This window comes from Chryseobacterium joostei (assembly GCF_003815775.1).
GTDB classification, from domain to species: Bacteria; Bacteroidota; Bacteroidia; order Flavobacteriales; family Weeksellaceae; genus Chryseobacterium; species Chryseobacterium joostei.
Window position 1 is genome coordinate 643,230 of sequence record NZ_CP033926.1, and the last position, 14,682, is coordinate 657,911.

The window sequence follows — 14,682 nt, forward strand, 5'->3', positions numbered from 1 at the left end:
ATTTGGATTGATCTGTATCAAGTATTGTTAAGAAGATTTTTTTTACGGATCCTGCTCACAGTTTCAGGAGCCAGCCCTAGATAGGACGCGATAAGATTATGGGGAACCCTTTTTATCATATCGGGGTTTTTCTGTGCCAGTTGCAGATATTTTTCCTCAGCAGTATAGCTATTAGAAACAATCAGTCTATGATCTTTTGTTACAAGGCTATTTTGATAGAGAATTCTAAAATAACGATCCATTACCGGAATTTCCAGCATCATTTTTTCATAATCATCAAGAGTGATCATCAGAACTTCAGTTTCTTCAATGGCATCAATGTTTAACACAGATTTTTCCTGATGAATAAAACTGTTAAAATCCGAGATCCACCAGCCCTCAAAAGCAAACATATTGATATGTTCATTCCCTTTTTCATCCAAAAAATAAGACTTCAGCAATCCCTTACTTACAAAAGAAAGACATTTACAGATCTCTCCTTCCTGTAACAAATATTGCTTTTTTCGAAGTTTTTTTAAAGTAAAGAAAGCCTGAACCTGATTTTTCTGTTCATCGGTTATAGCAACTTTATTCTGAATATGGGAAAGAAGTACCTCAAACATTAAAAAAAATATTTTATCAAAAATAAGACTTTCAGTATATTATTCTTCAAAATTATAAAGATTGATGCCTATTTCCTCATCTTTTATCTTTACAACTCTGGTAGTAAGCGGATAAAAAATAAATTCTCCTGCTCCCCGAATTCTGGCGTCTAAAAGATGTCCTGCCAAAGCAGTATAATCTTCTCTTCCTAAGGTAATATGCAGATGGAGTAGAGGCTCTCCGCCTATTACAGAAACATTTCCCGAAATATTGGTTACCTCCATTTGCTCCTTAAATGTTTTATCCACATATTTTTTGGTGGACGGAACAAAGAAACGTAAGGTTGCTTCATCTACCGCTCCAATTCCTGTAACCTCTCCCCGATTGAATGCCTTGGCTTCTAACAAAATCTGTAAGCGCTTCAATGATACTTGATTGATTTTTTATACTGACTATATAAACATGGTCTACCTTTTTTGCTGACCAATGGCTTCCTTTTAAATTTTGTGTATCCATATTCGTAAAGCTTTATTTTGTTTTTAGATGTTTTTTTTTAAGCATTCATCGCTTTTAATAAGCAAATGCAATAATCATGCTTGTCAATTTCTTTGTAATGATTTTGAAACAGGAAAAATGTAATGTTAATGGGAAATTTATATTCCTTTTACTTGTAAACTGGTAAAAATTACAGAAATTTGCAGCAAATAAAAATCAATGAAGATCGTAGATATTGAAAGCTGGAACAGAAAGGAGCATTTTAATTTTTTTTCTAACATGGCAAGTCCATATTTTGGCTTTACAACGGAAGTAGATTGTACAAAGGCCTATGATAAAGCTAAGGAAAACGGATACTCATTTTTTGCCTATTACTTTCATAAATCTATGGTGGCTGTAAATACCGTCGATGAATTAAAGCTTAGAATTATTGACGGGCAGGTTGTGCAGTTTGATACAGTACATGCCGGAAGTACCATTGGCAGGCCAGACGGAACCTTTGGCTTTTCATTCACCCTTTTCTCTGAGGATTTTGAAACTTTCAATGCTAATTTACAGGAAGAAATAAAGGGAGTACACGAGACTTCAGGGCTTAGAATAAGTAATGAAAGACTGGGTAAAGACCACGTAAGACATACTACAATTCCCTGGAACTCGTTCAGTGCGATTCTTCATCCAACAGATTTTAATACCGGAGAATCAATTCCTAAAATTGCTTTCGGTAAATTCAATATCCGTGAGGGTAAAAAATATCTTCCCGTTTCTATTGAAGCTCATCACGGCTTAGCAGATGGAATTCATATTGCAAAATACCTTGAGGAGTTTCAAAGACAGCTTGATTTATAGCAGGTCATATGGCAAGGTGCTTTCTAGATCTCTATCACTGCTTTTTCCAGATCATGATAAAGTAGAATTTTCCAATGGTTTTCTCTTGCTTTCTTTTCCCATTCAAGTCGTAATTCCATTGCTTTTCTGCCATCAAAATCACTTTTGTAGGCTAAATGATACTTCAGGTAAGAAGCCTGTGGAAGATCGTCTGCACCGTAAAAAACAGTTTCTCCATTTTCTTTGATCCAGAAAACCTGCATAAATGGAGTATGACCGCCCACTACTTCATAGAAAATTTCATCGGTAATTTTACCATTATCATCATTCATCCAGATAATATTGGGCAATTGGATCAGGTTTTCCAATACTTCAAAATCAAAAGAGGGATTCCCTTTATTTTCCATGGCAAAATCCAGTTCACGTTTTTGAATATATATTTCTGCATTAGGAAAAGTGGGTTCATAACCATAATCCGTAAGTCTTACAGCTCCTTCAATATGGTCCTTGTGAAGATGGGAAAGGAGTAGCTTTGTAACCTGCTCCGGATATATGCTTTCTCTTTCAAGAAGCGTGGAGACCACAGAATTTCCATCCTCATTTTTCCATCCAATACCGGCATCCAAAAGAATATAATCATTTTCTGTGATGATAAGAAAAGGCTGTACAGACATTTTAATTCCGGTAACGGTATTAAAATTTTCATCTGTTAAAAGAGTAAAGTCCTTGGTTTTACTGGCTGAAAAATTACCTTCTTTAAGTGGAATGATCTTCATGCTGCAAATTTCCTCAATATTTCTAACATTCAAAAGCTTTTTCATCAATGCAGGCCATTGGAAAAAACAATGAAAAGGTATCTACCAGTTATTCAATCCATTCTCCAATGCTTTCACATAATTTTCTTCATCAAAGGAGTAAAGATCCGGCGACTTATGCGCGCCACCACGTCTCTGTTCATCAAGTTTTTTTAAAAATCCTAAATTTTTGATTTTCCTATAAAAATTTCCACGGTTGAGCTCCTTGCCCAATATCGCTTCGTATAATTTCTGAAGTTCAGAAAGTGTGAATTTTTCAGGTAACAAATTATATCCGATGGGTTTGTATGAGATTTTTTCTCTTAATGTAAGAAGTGCTTTTTCAATAATTTCGCGATGATCCATGGCCAGTTCAATGGTAGGAAGATCTCTTAAATAAACCCACTCACAGGCTTCACTTACATCATCCATAACGGGTTCAATATCCACGGAATTATACAAGGCATAATAACCTATGGAGATAAAACGTTGCTTCTGAAATAAGGTTTCATCAAAATCCTCAAAATAAAATTCACTTCTGTTTTTTTTTCCAAAAACTGCAAATTCCTCCAGAAAAACATTGGTAACACCCGCCCTTGATTTTAAAACCCTCATCACACCTTCATCCAAATCTTCGTCTTTTCTTATAAAACCACCGGGAAGAAGCCATTGTTTTCGGTAATTCATCCTCACCAGCAAAACTTTCAGTTCATTTTGATCAAAACCGAAAATAACCGGATCGGCTGAAATATGAGGAAGAAAAATTTCTTTTGCTTCAGCAGACTTTTGTAAAATCTGTTCCTTGGAATCTATATAATCCATAAAAATACATGTGTTATTACAAATGTAAAGATAAAATTGGATAATGCTTAAAAAAACTCTCTATTAAAGCCGTTTTTAAGAAAAAAAGCATCTATCTCATCCAAAGGTTAAATCAATTATGATATTATATGTTTTTTATTAAAATGCCTACCTTTGAATCCGTTAAAAATATATATCCAAAATGATTAATTATAGGATATATTTCTGTTCAATAAAAATTTTATCATGCAGGTAAGCTCTACCAACGGTATTTCTCGGGCAGTAGTCTGGTTAATGGCCATCATTTCAGGACTTGTTGTAGCCAACAATTATTATAATCAGCCCTTACTGGCACTTATTTCAGAAGATTTTCATGTTTCTGAAGCCGCAGTAAGTAAGATTTCAGTTCTTACCCAGATAGGATATGCTTTGGGATTACTATTGATTGTTCCGCTTGGAGATAAATTTTTCCGTAAAAAACTAATCCTGATTGACTTGCTTCTTGTTTTTGGGTCCTTGCTTTGGATGACCTTCGCCAATCAGCTTTGGATGCTGTATGCAGCGAGCTTGTTGATTGGAGCTACTTCTGTAATTCCTCAACTGTTTGTCCCTATTGCGGCAGAACTATCGTCTGATAAAGAAAAATCAGCCAATATAGGATTGGTAATGTCCGGACTTTTATTGGGAATTCTTCTGTCTCGTTTTGTAGGCGGAATTGTAGGAGAAGTCTGGGGATGGAGAGCGATGTTTGGCATTGCAGCAGGATTAATGATTTTGGTATGGTTTGCCGTTTATACTATGCTTCCTGAGCTTTTCCCGAATTTTAAAGGTACCTATAAAGAATTAATGCGCTCTGTGGCTCATCTTGCGAAAACACAGCCTATTCTTCAGCTGGCTTCATTCCGTGGGGCAATGGCTTTTGGATCTATGTGTGCCTTATTTACCACTTTGGTCTTTCATATGGAAAAACCACCCTTTAATGCAGGTTCATCTGTTGTAGGCAGCTTTGGTCTTGCGGGGGCTGTAGGTGCTTTGGCGGCAGCAAAAGTTGGAAACCTGCAAAAGTATTTGGGCATCAACCGTATCATATTGTACTCTTTACTGATTTTGATAGGAAGCTGGGGCTTCACTTATTTTGCAGGAGAAACGTATTGGGGATTAATAATAGGCGTTATCCTTGTTGACCTTGGAGTACAGTCAAGCCATATCATGAACCAGACCAATTATTTTATGATCAAATCTAATGCTGTCAATAGGTTAAACACGGTTTATATGGTTTCTTATTTCATTGGTGGTTCATTGGGAACCTGGCTTGCTTCTTTGGCTTGGCAGAAAGCACAATGGACAGGAGTATGCCTTGTGGGAACTGCTTTTGGAGTATTAGCATTAATCGCCCATGTTCTGTTTTGTAATAAAGTAAATAAGGCATGATTGTAAAGATCATGATCCTTTGATAAGAAATTAAAAAAAAATAAAATTATTCTTCAGAAATTTCCTGTTCCTGAATAAGTTTTCTGTGTTTTCCTCCCCAATCACTCAATACACTCCAGATTGGGATCAGCTCTCTTGCAATATTTGTAAGTTCATAATCTACGCGTGGTGGAACCTCTGCATGTACTGTTCTTTTAACCAGTCCTTCTTTCTCCAGTTCCCTCAATTGAAGGGTCAGCATCCTTTCCGTTATCCCTAAAATAGCCTTTTTAAGTTCACTAAAACGCAGTTTTCCATCCTTAAGCTTATCCAAAATCAAGAGTTTCCATCGTCCCCCAATTTTGCATACAGCATAGGTAAGATCGCATTCATGGATGTATTGTCTGTTAATATTATTCGTTGAGTTTTCTTTTATTTTCCCCATTACTTACAAATTTGTTAGTACCATACAATTCGATGTATACAATGCAAATGTAAGGTTTGAAATTTAATTTTGTACCACGAAGCAGAAAATATGCAGCAGTAAAAGAACAATAGCGCTAATGTTCACTGCAAAAAACAATATTAACTTAAATAAAAAAAGAAAATGCAGTTAACACCCAAAATCAACCAAATTTTAACTCACTTAGAAAAAATACAGTCATTTAACGCTCAGGATTCAATGGATGACACCCGTAAATATCTTGAAACCATGTCTTTTCAATTAAGTGGAAAGAGAGAAGCGGTTGCCATGATTGAGGAGCTGAATATTCCACACGAAAGCCACCAGATTCCCATCCGAATTTATCGTCCAAAGGGAAAAGTCCGTCAGGAAGAACCTGCCATCATTTACATTCATGGAGGATGGTTTATAGCCGGAGGTTTTGAAACACATGATGCTGTTGTCCGTAAATTGGCCAACAAAACAAAAGCGACGGTTATTTTTGTTGATTATCGTCTTGCCCCCGAACATCCTTTTCCTGCAGGTTTAAATGACTGCATTGATACCGTAAAATGGATTATCGAAAACTCAGCATCATTAGGAATTGACAAAAATAGAATAGGAATTATTGGTGATAGTGCTGGCGGAGCGCTGGCAACCGCTGTTTCCACACAAATAGGAGAGCAGCTGAAATTTCAGGTATTGATTTATCCTGCTGCAGACAATCAATTCAATACACAATCTTGGAAAACGTATGAAAATGGTCCCGTTCTTAATAAACAAGGCGGTATCGAAGCCTGGAAACATTATCTTCCCGAACAGGAATTCAATAATCCCCTGGCTATTCCGATTTTAATCAAAGATTTTAAAAATACACCCCGAACACTGGTACTCCTTGCAGAGCATGATCCATTAGTAGATGATGGAAAAACACTTGCCGAAAACATGAAAAATGCAAATATTTCTGTTACAACAAGCTTTTACAAGGATATGGTTCACGGGTTTATGCATATGGGAGAAATATTGGATGAAGTACAGACTGCGATAGATGAAATGGCTGAGTTTGCCTCTCAAAATTTTGAAACGGTCAGAGCAAATTAATCATGAAAAAATATGCATACATTGGATGCCTGGGGTTCGTTGCTGTTATTACAACAGAATTTGGGATTATCGGGATCCTTCCGCAGGTTGCGGAGCATTATAAAATTAGTATCGACAAGGCAGGCTATCTTCTCAGTGCGTTTGCCTTGGTCATTGCTCTTACAGGTCCTTTTATGACTTTACTTACGTCTGGAATCAACCGTAAAAATATAATGCTTGCTGCTATTTTTATGTTCCTGATTACCGGAATTGTATCTTCCTTTTCACCTCCTTTCTGGCTATTGATGTTGGTGAGAATACTTCCAGCATTCCTACAGCCCGTGTATATTGCCACTGCATTATCCGTTGCAATATCCAATGCAAACGAAAGCAAGAAAAATGGCTTGATGAGCATTGTCTTTAACGGGGTGGCCATTGCAATGGTAACAACGGTTCCTTTTGCGACCTGGATTTCAGGCCTTTGGTCATGGGAATATTCATTTATGATTCAGACCATAGTAAGTTTAATTGCTTTAATTGCCATTTATTTTTTCCTGCCATCAATACCGGTTAAGGAAAAGAAATCCTATGGAAGCCAGGTCCTGATATTAACACAATCGCCATTTATTCTGAGTACTTTAGCTAACTTTTTTATGGTAACTGCTTGGTTTTGTACTTATAGTTATTTTGCAGAATATCTGGGAAAAGGGAAAGGAATGAATACCTCCATGGTAAGCTATATGCTTCTTTTATTTGGAGTAATAGGGATTATGTCCAATTGGATTGCAGGTAAAATGCTTAATAAAAATGTGGCCGGAACTATGGCATTCTTTCTGTCCGGAACAATCCTCATTCCTGTATTATTGTACGTTTCGGATGGAAGTTCATGGGCAACAATTCTTGTCATAGCAATCTGGGGATTTCTATATTCGCCAAGTTTTTTGAATGCATCATCATATATGATCTCGTCAGCACCTAATGCATTGGAGTTTGCCAACAGTCTGGCCACTTCATTCGGAAACCTTGGGGTAACCTTGGGTACAACAGTGGGAGGCTGGATTATCATTACAAAAGGAGTTGAATATACCCCTTGGATAGGCTCTGTTTTCGGACTTTTAGCATTTTTAATGATGATTATGAGAAAGGTGCTTGAAAAAAAACGAAGTAGGGAACTTTCAGGATGTCAAATCTAATTGTAATATATTTTGTTACATTAAATAAAAATCGTAACTTTGATTTATTAATTACAAAAAATAGAATCAATGAAAATAGAAATCTGGTCGGATGTAATGTGCCCGTTTTGCTATATTGGAAAGAATAATTTTGAACAGGCACTAGAAAAGCTACCCTTTAAAGATGAAGTAGAAGTAGAGTGGAAGAGTTTTCAGCTTGACCCGACTTTAGATCCCAATAAGACTCAAAATACCATTCAGTATTTCAGAGAGAAAAAAGGCGTTCCTGAGTCTCAGGCTACCCAAATGTTAACTCAGGTAACCCAAATGGGAAAAGGTTCCGGAATAGATTTTGATTTCGAAAAGGCATTAATTACCAATACATTTAGTGCCCACAAACTCCTTCATTTAGCCAAAAAATATAATAAATCTAATGAAATGGAGGAAGCTTTGTTTATTGCTCACTTTATTGATGGCCAAAATGTAGGTGATGCTGAAGTTTTGATTTCACTTGCTGAAAAACTTGGAATCGATAAGGACGAAGCAAGACAGGCTGTAACTTCGGACCAACTGGATTATGAAGTGAATCAGGATATTCTGGAAGCAAGAAATAATGGCGTTTCAGGTGTTCCTTTCTTTGTGTTGAATGGAAAATATGCAGTTTCAGGCGCACAACCTGTAGAGGTTTTTGAAAACGCCCTTCAGCAGACTTATAAGGAAACGGTAAGTCCTTTTAAAGATCTTTCCGGAAGTAACGGAGCATCATGTGATGCAGACGGATGTAGCATTTAAAATTAAAACCCCAAGACAACTTACAATTGTTTTTGGGTTTTTAATTTGATTTTTTAAGTTAATTTAGCTTGGAAAATTTATTAACCATCTATATTAAATAGATTTTTCAATGCAAAACTCTCGTATCTTTGTCATACAGTATAAAATCTATATTCTTCAATGATAAAAATTAATAATGAACTTCATTATCCGGTGGCAGACACGCTTTTTGTTTTCGCACTGGATTCGGAGGCAGGAAAGGTATTTGACGGAAAAAATAAATTAGTAACAGGGATAGGAAAAGTAAATGCAGCCATAGAGCTGACGAAGGAAATTCAGATTAAAAAACCGAAGTTAATTGTTAATCTGGGTTCAGCAGGAAGCAAAGGTTTTCATAAAGGAGAAGTGGTATGCTGCACAAAATTCATCCAAAGAGATATGGATGTAAGAGGACTTGGTTTTAAAATGTATGAAACCCCGCTATCAGGAGTTCCGCCCATATTGGAATACGGTCTTAAAATGGAAGCCCTTAAGGAAGGAATCTGTGGAAGCGGGGACAGCTTTGAAATGAATCATTCTGAAACGGATTATAATATTGTAGATATGGAAGCTTATCCATTGGCGCTTATTGCCCAAAAGGAAAACATTCCGTTTTTGTGCTTAAAATATATTTCGGACGATGCCGGAAGTGATGCAGCCGATGACTGGAGCGTACAGGTACATCTTGCTTCTGAAGCTTTTAATAAAATTTTGTTCTCATAAATATAATCCTGAAATAAGTTTCAGGATTTTGTTTTTTGGTTGTATTTTTACTCATCCATCAATATTATGAAAGTTACTTTTTATCAACCTATACATCCTACTCTTAAAAAATATATAAAAGGATATTATTTTGTAGATAAAGATGATAATCATCAACCTATCAGATACCTTACATTTCCAGATAATTATTTTATTGTTTCGGCTTGTCAGGATGTCTCTATTATTCAGGATAAAGGATGGGTAGAGATTAACAGGTCCCCATCAAAGAATATAGCAATTGATTTTGTATTTAGATGTGCTGTTCCTACTGAAATTTTTTACCAGCAATCTGTTAATGAAGTTACCGTTTACTTTAAGCCATTAGGTATTTACCATTTTTTTAATGCTGATAAGAATGAAGATTTACAACAAGAAATTCATCTTTCAGATTTTAAAGAAATTATGGACAATATTTTAAAGGAACCAAACAGAAAGACACAAATTGAAATGCTGGAAAATTATTGGCTTTCAAAACTCAGGGAAAAAACATTAACCCTAGCTTATACTGTATTGGATGATTTTGAAACTGAACTGAGCATTGAGAAAATAGCTTCCAAAAATAAAATAACAAGACAATATGTAAATAAGATTTCCCAACGATATTTGGCCAAACCGGCCTCCGAATTCAGGAAAATTCAGCGATTTCGCCATGTGCTGATATCAAATAAAAAATCTAGAAATCTTACAGAACTTTCCTATGAAAATCTTTTTTATGACCAGTCTCATCTTATTAAAGACTTTAAGGAGCTGACAAAAATAAGTCCGGGAAAATTTTTCGAAAATGTAGATACTGAGCAAAACAATATTTGGTTATTTATCTAAGTTTCCATTTTTACAATTAATAAGAATTTCCTTGAAATACATTTGCTGAAATATTAAATCTTTATTTCAATGAAAAAATTATTGGTTGGAATTTTCTTGTTAAATTCCTTATTCTCTTATGCACAGAAAAATAATAATTCTGCAATACTTTCTGATATTACAGAAAAAGTAAAAAACTACTACGTAGATAAAGAGACTTATAAAAAAGTAGATTCTTTATTCCGGAGTGAATTTAAAAATGGTGCCTTTAATCATCTCAGTCAAAAAGATTTTGCGGCACTTCTCACTCAAAAGCTGAGAACAAATATTAAAGATGAACATTTTTTTGTTAAATATCTCGAAAACTATACTCCTGAAAAGTTGGGGGATGAGAAAGAAAAAGAGAAATTAAACAATTATAATAATAGTCTTGAAAACTTTGGTTTCGAAACTGTTCAACGACTTCCAGGTAATATTGGTTACATTAATTTTAAAGGTTTTGCCTCACCTGAATCCAGTGAAAAAACATTAGCTGCTGCAATGAATTTTATTGCTAATACCAATTCTCTGATTATTGATCTTAGGGAAAATGGCGGTGGAGAAAATGGAATGCTTCTTTTGTTCTGCAGCTATTTTTTTGATCAGAAAACAGATCTTTATACCACGTATTCCAGATATAATAACAAGACGGATTTAAACAGTACCCAGTCTAAGGTTTCCGGGGAGAAATATCTTCGTAAAAAAATCTATATTCTTACGAGCAAAAAGACTTTTTCGGCAGGAGAGGCGCTTGCTTATTTTTTACAACAACATAAGCTGGCGGAAGTAATAGGTGAAAAAACAGGTGGTGCAGCCAATCCTGTAGAGCATTTTATAATCCAAAATCAATATTTACTGCTTGTTCCGGCAGGCAAAATAACATCTTTAATGAATGGTAAGAACTGGGAACATATTGGAGTAATCCCTGATCAGGAAGTGAAAAGTGAAGCTGCTCTAAAGCTTGCTCACAGTAAAATTTTAAAAAATATTTTAATTACAGATACAAAAACGGAATTAACCATACCTGAAATAAAAAATCTTATTAATAAATTAGAGCAATAATAGATACTATGTCATCAATAATCATCAATAAGGCCGGAGAAAAAGACCTTGAAACACTCCAAAATATTGGTATACAAACCTTTTCCGAAACTTTTTCAGAAGATAATTCTGAAGAAGCCATGAAAAAATATCTGGAAGAAAGTTTCACTACCGAGAAGATAGAATCTGAGCTGGCCAACCCTGATTCCTTTTTTTATATTGCCTGGGAAGAAGATAATCCTGTGGGGTATCTGAAAGTAAATTCGGGTAAGGCACAAACAGAATTACAGGATGAAACCAGCCTTGAAATTGAAAGAATCTACGTAAAAAAAAGCCATCATGGTAAAAAAGTAGGCCAGCTACTTTACGATCAAGCTTTAGAAACGGCTAAAAGCTTACATAAGGCCTATTTATGGTTGGGTGTCTGGGAGCAAAACGAAAGAGCCTTAAGTTTTTACAGAAAAAATGGGTTTGTTGAATTTGACAAACACATCTTCGTACTCGGAGATGAGGAACAGACAGACCTGATGATGAAAAAAATGATAGATTAAGGTATATTTTCTTGCCAATTTTGAATAATAATCTAATAAATCTGCTCAATTAGCCCAATCTGCGAGAGATAAATGATACTATTTTTAATTTATTGAAGATAAAATCCTTGCCCTTTAGCAACATAAAATTATAATCTACAACGTCCAAGCTACCTTCTCTTTCAAAAATGAACAGTATAAAATTTTTAGAACAAGTCAATCAATACCATCTACTCTCAAAGGAGTCAATAATGGCCTTGTTAAATATCTGTACTGAAGAGAAATATCATAAAAACGATCTTCTTCTGGAATCAGGAAGCATGGCAAGATATTATTATTTTATAAAATCAGGATTAGTAGGATATTATACCATTGATGAGGAGGGAAGCAGTATTTATAAGATTTTCTTTGAAGAAAACAGCTTTGTTGCTTCTACGGCTGCCATCATCAAAAATGAGCCTAGCGATTTCAATATCATTGCCCTTGAGGATTGCTCAGTAATACAATATCCGGTGAAAGCCTATCGTGAATTACTCGAAAAGCATCATGACCTTGCTCTTTTTCATATTCATTATTTAGAGAAAAACTGGGTGGTCAAAAAGGAGCCACTGGAAGTTTCCTTAAAATTTGAAAATGCAAAGCAGCGTTACTTATTGCTCCTTGAGAATCAATCCTTATATAAACGTTTAAAGCAGCATCAGATTGCATCCTACCTTGGAATAACGCCTACCCAGCTAAGCCGCATAAAGAAAGAAATTAACAGATAAAAGAAAATAAATTAACAAAAGCTTCAACATATGTTGAGGCTTTACTTTTTTTTCCATTGCATCTTTGCCCTATCATAAAATTGAATGTACATTATTAAAATAAGGCTTAGGAAATAATAAATTCTTGTAGCAAAGATCTTTACTTAACATAAAACATCTTAAATTTATACTTAATGTACTTTGAAATTATGCTCATTATTAATTAAATATTTTAAAGCATGAAAAAATTTATCAACATCGTTGTTATACTGACCACTTTTGTACAGTTATCAGCACAAAAAATTATTCATCAGGAAGTTTTCAGTCCTAAAATGAATAAAAAGATCAAAACCATTATTATTACACCGAATCTTCAACCCAATACAACCTATCCGTCAGTATATATTCTTCATGGCTTCAGTGGGAATCCGGACAGAACCATCAAGCAGGACATTCCGGATCTGGTTCAGAAGGCTGAGGAGTACAAAACCATTTATGTATTGCCGGACGGAAACTACAGTTCTTGGTATGTGGATAGCCCAATCCTTAAAGATTCACAATACCAAACCTTTATCGGAAAGGAATTGGTAGATTTCATTGATAAAAATTATCCGGTAAAAGCCGAGAAAAAATTCCGTGGAATCCTTGGATGGAGTATGGGAGGTTATGGCGCAACCAATATTGGAGTTACTTATAACAAGACATTTGGGATAGTGGGAAGTTCTTGTGGGGCCCTGGATTTTAGCTCTTTTGGGGAGGGATATAATAAATATATGGTTAATAATGTATTAGGTCCATTTGAATTCATCAATCCTAATTTCCTTACAGATAACAAAGTAAAACTAATGGCAGGAGCCGGACAAAGCTATATTTTTGACTGCGCTACAGAAGATACGCAGATGATTGGAATGAACAGAAATTTTCATAAGAAGCTTACCGAACTGAAAATCCAGCATCTTTACACAGAATCCTTAGGAATTCATGATGACAAATACTGGAGCAGATCCCTTTCTGAGCAACTTACTCTTTTTGATAAGTTTTTTAAACAATAAAATGTAGTCATCTATATTATTTTGTAAGATAAATTATAAAAAAATCCTTTTTAAGATTGTACTTAAAAAGGATTTATCATTTTGTGATTAACTTAAAGGCTACATTCTAAGATGCTGAAAGTTTTTCCCTAAATGCTCTTCGATCACAAAAAATGGATCTTCTGTAAGCGTATGGGCTCTCATATCAATAAGACTTACCTTACTCATCATACGCAGCATAATTCTTCTTTCACATGGATGTTCTATGCCATCAATATTTCTTACTCCTGCACGGAAAGCTGACCTTCCATGAGCACATAAATGATTGTTAACAAGGATAACATCTCCGGCCTGAGGTGTAAAACCTGAATAAATCAAATGTCTTGCTTCTTCCCAGAATTCTGTTAAATACTGCTGAGCTTCTTCAGTTTGTTTTATACTTGAATTGAAAAGCTGTTCTGCAGCATCAAACCTCATAAACGGAAGCTTGTAATTTCCATACAATACAGAATCCAGTGTATCTACTTCATTTTGTTCCGTTTCAAGATTGGCATCCTTCGGGATTTTGTAAATACGGTCAAAAAGAGGTCTGTAATTTTCTCCAATGGATTCGTGAGAGCGTATAGAATAAAGAGTGGACGGAACCTGCTCTTCATTTCGGACATACATAAAGCTCAGAAAATCGGCCTGATGTTTCAAAAACGCATCTTCAGTGTGTACGTAAAGATCGGTTGAAGATCCTGATCCGGTTTGCGTTTCTCTCATTTTTTCATCTGGAATAATGGCATGGATTAACCCACCTCCCTGACGCTGAGAATAATACTGTACCGGCTTGGATGGCAAAGCTCCATGAATAAGCGCACAAGCAAACCCGTAAAGATTAAACTTCGAATAATCAGCAGACTGCCAATTGGGTGGAGTAGATCCTATATTTTCCTGATCTATTTCCATTAATCCCTTAAAGATCAATGCTCCATATTGATTCTTAGAAAAGTCGCTCGCAAAATCAGCAGCTATATTCAGTATTCTTTCGGGTAGAAAATAAGAAGCCAGCTGATGTACGTGCCTGATAAAATCCCGATTTTCATAGTTCCCATATTTTTTCTGAAGATGTATTGCAGCATCTTTTATCATTCTCTGTTCCTGAGATGTGATCTCAATGACGGTAGGAAGCAGTTTTACCTGCGTTAACGTCTCGTTATCTAAAATTTTTATAGAATTCATTAAAAAAAATTTGGTGTTAAGTAATAATTTTTATCTTTGTTTTTAATTATTCTAAATAATAATAGCGAGTTCAAATTTATGAATAATTACTCAACCA

17 protein-coding genes are annotated in these 14,682 nt (G+C 35.2%); 11 read left to right on the forward strand and 6 right to left on the reverse strand.

All coding sequences use genetic code 11. The features are described from left to right. Window positions 1–17: 17 nt before the first annotated feature. Window positions 18–602: a Crp/Fnr family transcriptional regulator gene (locus EG359_RS03030; protein ID WP_076351967.1), complete on the reverse strand. Its 585-nt coding sequence runs from the start codon at window positions 600–602 to the stop codon at window positions 18–20. Window positions 603–641: 39 nt separating this feature from the next. Then, window positions 642–1,007, reverse strand: a complete 366-nt coding sequence (locus EG359_RS03035) for a PPC domain-containing DNA-binding protein (protein WP_228434900.1) — start codon at window positions 1,005–1,007, stop codon at window positions 642–644. 289 nt (window positions 1,008–1,296) lie between these two features. Here EG359_RS03035 and EG359_RS03040 point away from each other — a divergent pair, with 289 nt between their 5' ends. Beyond that, window positions 1,297–1,923 (forward strand): chloramphenicol acetyltransferase, encoded by a 627-nt coding sequence (locus EG359_RS03040; protein ID WP_076351966.1) that lies wholly within the window; start codon window positions 1,297–1,299, stop codon window positions 1,921–1,923. A gap of 23 nt (window positions 1,924–1,946) precedes the next feature. On the opposite strand, the gene EG359_RS03045 is transcribed toward EG359_RS03040, so the two are convergent. Next, window positions 1,947–2,678: an MBL fold metallo-hydrolase gene (locus EG359_RS03045; protein WP_076352099.1), complete on the reverse strand. Its 732-nt coding sequence runs from the start codon at window positions 2,676–2,678 to the stop codon at window positions 1,947–1,949. A gap of 81 nt (window positions 2,679–2,759) precedes the next feature. Further along, complete coding sequence (locus EG359_RS03050) at window positions 2,760–3,518, reverse strand: NUDIX hydrolase (RefSeq protein WP_076351965.1); 759 nt, start codon at window positions 3,516–3,518, stop codon at window positions 2,760–2,762. A 225-nt stretch (window positions 3,519–3,743) separates the two neighbouring features. Here EG359_RS03050 and EG359_RS03055 point away from each other — a divergent pair, with 225 nt between their 5' ends. Continuing rightward, the gene (locus EG359_RS03055; protein WP_076351964.1) at window positions 3,744–4,928 is read left to right on the forward strand and encodes an MFS transporter; all 1,185 of its coding nucleotides are present in this window, start codon (window positions 3,744–3,746) and stop codon (window positions 4,926–4,928) included. A 46-nt stretch (window positions 4,929–4,974) separates the two neighbouring features. Here EG359_RS03055 and EG359_RS03060 read toward each other — a convergent pair whose 3' ends face one another. Next, window positions 4,975–5,352 carry a winged helix-turn-helix transcriptional regulator gene (locus EG359_RS03060; RefSeq protein WP_076351963.1) on the reverse strand — a complete coding sequence of 126 codons (378 nt, stop codon included), beginning with the start codon at window positions 5,350–5,352 and terminating at the stop codon, window positions 4,975–4,977. A 162-nt stretch (window positions 5,353–5,514) separates the two neighbouring features. Here EG359_RS03060 and EG359_RS03065 point away from each other — a divergent pair, with 162 nt between their 5' ends. The 9 genes from EG359_RS03065 (at window position 5,515) to EG359_RS03105 (ending at window position 13,382) form a co-directional block, all read left to right on the forward strand. After that, window positions 5,515–6,450, forward strand: coding sequence for an alpha/beta hydrolase (locus tag EG359_RS03065; protein ID WP_076351962.1), 936 nt, complete (start codon window positions 5,515–5,517; stop codon window positions 6,448–6,450). Between the two features lie 2 nt (window positions 6,451–6,452). Further along, window positions 6,453–7,622, forward strand: a complete 1,170-nt coding sequence (locus EG359_RS03070) for an MFS transporter (RefSeq protein ID WP_076351961.1) — start codon at window positions 6,453–6,455, stop codon at window positions 7,620–7,622. 69 nt (window positions 7,623–7,691) lie between these two features. Continuing rightward, the gene (locus EG359_RS03075) at window positions 7,692–8,393 is read left to right on the forward strand and encodes a DsbA family oxidoreductase (protein ID WP_076351960.1); all 702 of its coding nucleotides are present in this window, start codon (window positions 7,692–7,694) and stop codon (window positions 8,391–8,393) included. Between the two features lie 159 nt (window positions 8,394–8,552). Continuing rightward, window positions 8,553–9,134: a 5'-methylthioadenosine/S-adenosylhomocysteine nucleosidase family protein gene (locus EG359_RS03080; protein WP_076351959.1), complete on the forward strand. Its 582-nt coding sequence runs from the start codon at window positions 8,553–8,555 to the stop codon at window positions 9,132–9,134. A gap of 66 nt (window positions 9,135–9,200) precedes the next feature. Beyond that, window positions 9,201–9,995, forward strand: coding sequence for a helix-turn-helix domain-containing protein (locus EG359_RS03085; protein WP_076351958.1), 795 nt, complete (start codon window positions 9,201–9,203; stop codon window positions 9,993–9,995). Between the two features lie 69 nt (window positions 9,996–10,064). Next, window positions 10,065–11,075, forward strand: coding sequence for a S41 family peptidase (locus EG359_RS03090; protein ID WP_076351957.1), 1,011 nt, complete (start codon window positions 10,065–10,067; stop codon window positions 11,073–11,075). A gap of 8 nt (window positions 11,076–11,083) precedes the next feature. Next, window positions 11,084–11,605, forward strand: coding sequence for a GNAT family N-acetyltransferase (locus EG359_RS03095; protein ID WP_076351956.1), 522 nt, complete (start codon window positions 11,084–11,086; stop codon window positions 11,603–11,605). Window positions 11,606–11,772: 167 nt separating this feature from the next. Next, the gene (locus tag EG359_RS03100; protein ID WP_076351955.1) at window positions 11,773–12,351 is read left to right on the forward strand and encodes a Crp/Fnr family transcriptional regulator; all 579 of its coding nucleotides are present in this window, start codon (window positions 11,773–11,775) and stop codon (window positions 12,349–12,351) included. 218 nt (window positions 12,352–12,569) lie between these two features. Continuing rightward, a complete protein-coding gene (locus EG359_RS03105; RefSeq protein WP_076351954.1) occupies window positions 12,570–13,382 on the forward strand; it encodes an alpha/beta hydrolase in 813 nt (270 codons plus the stop codon). Window positions 13,383–13,481: 99 nt separating this feature from the next. On the opposite strand, the gene EG359_RS03110 is transcribed toward EG359_RS03105, so the two are convergent. Beyond that, window positions 13,482–14,585, reverse strand: a complete 1,104-nt coding sequence (locus tag EG359_RS03110) for a Fe(II)-2OG oxygenase family protein (RefSeq protein ID WP_076351953.1) — start codon at window positions 14,583–14,585, stop codon at window positions 13,482–13,484. Window positions 14,586–14,682: the final 97 nt, after the last annotated feature.

Excerpts from the sequence above, each read along its gene's own strand:
- EG359_RS03030 (WP_076351967.1), bottom strand. The coding sequence starts at position 602 with ATGTTTGAGGTACTTCTTTCCCATATTCAGAATAAAGTTGCTATAACC.
- EG359_RS03040 (WP_076351966.1), top strand. The coding sequence starts at position 1,297 with ATGAAGATCGTAGATATTGAAAGCTGGAACAGAAAGGAGCATTTTAAT.
- EG359_RS03045 (WP_076352099.1), bottom strand. The coding sequence starts at position 2,678 with ATGAAGATCATTCCACTTAAAGAAGGTAATTTTTCAGCCAGTAAAACC.
- EG359_RS03050 (WP_076351965.1), bottom strand. The coding sequence starts at position 3,518 with ATGGATTATATAGATTCCAAGGAACAGATTTTACAAAAGTCTGCTGAA.
- EG359_RS03055 (WP_076351964.1), top strand. The coding sequence starts at position 3,744 with ATGCAGGTAAGCTCTACCAACGGTATTTCTCGGGCAGTAGTCTGGTTA.
- EG359_RS03060 (WP_076351963.1), bottom strand. The coding sequence starts at position 5,352 with ATGGGGAAAATAAAAGAAAACTCAACGAATAATATTAACAGACAATAC.
- EG359_RS03065 (WP_076351962.1), top strand. The coding sequence starts at position 5,515 with ATGCAGTTAACACCCAAAATCAACCAAATTTTAACTCACTTAGAAAAA.
- EG359_RS03070 (WP_076351961.1), top strand. The coding sequence starts at position 6,453 with ATGAAAAAATATGCATACATTGGATGCCTGGGGTTCGTTGCTGTTATT.
- EG359_RS03075 (WP_076351960.1), top strand. The coding sequence starts at position 7,692 with ATGAAAATAGAAATCTGGTCGGATGTAATGTGCCCGTTTTGCTATATT.
- EG359_RS03080 (WP_076351959.1), top strand. The coding sequence starts at position 8,553 with ATGATAAAAATTAATAATGAACTTCATTATCCGGTGGCAGACACGCTT.
- EG359_RS03085 (WP_076351958.1), top strand. The coding sequence starts at position 9,201 with ATGAAAGTTACTTTTTATCAACCTATACATCCTACTCTTAAAAAATAT.
- EG359_RS03090 (WP_076351957.1), top strand. The coding sequence starts at position 10,065 with ATGAAAAAATTATTGGTTGGAATTTTCTTGTTAAATTCCTTATTCTCT.
- EG359_RS03095 (WP_076351956.1), top strand. The coding sequence starts at position 11,084 with ATGTCATCAATAATCATCAATAAGGCCGGAGAAAAAGACCTTGAAACA.
- EG359_RS03100 (WP_076351955.1), top strand. The coding sequence starts at position 11,773 with ATGAACAGTATAAAATTTTTAGAACAAGTCAATCAATACCATCTACTC.
- EG359_RS03105 (WP_076351954.1), top strand. The coding sequence starts at position 12,570 with ATGAAAAAATTTATCAACATCGTTGTTATACTGACCACTTTTGTACAG.
- EG359_RS03110 (WP_076351953.1), bottom strand. The coding sequence starts at position 14,585 with ATGAATTCTATAAAAATTTTAGATAACGAGACGTTAACGCAGGTAAAA.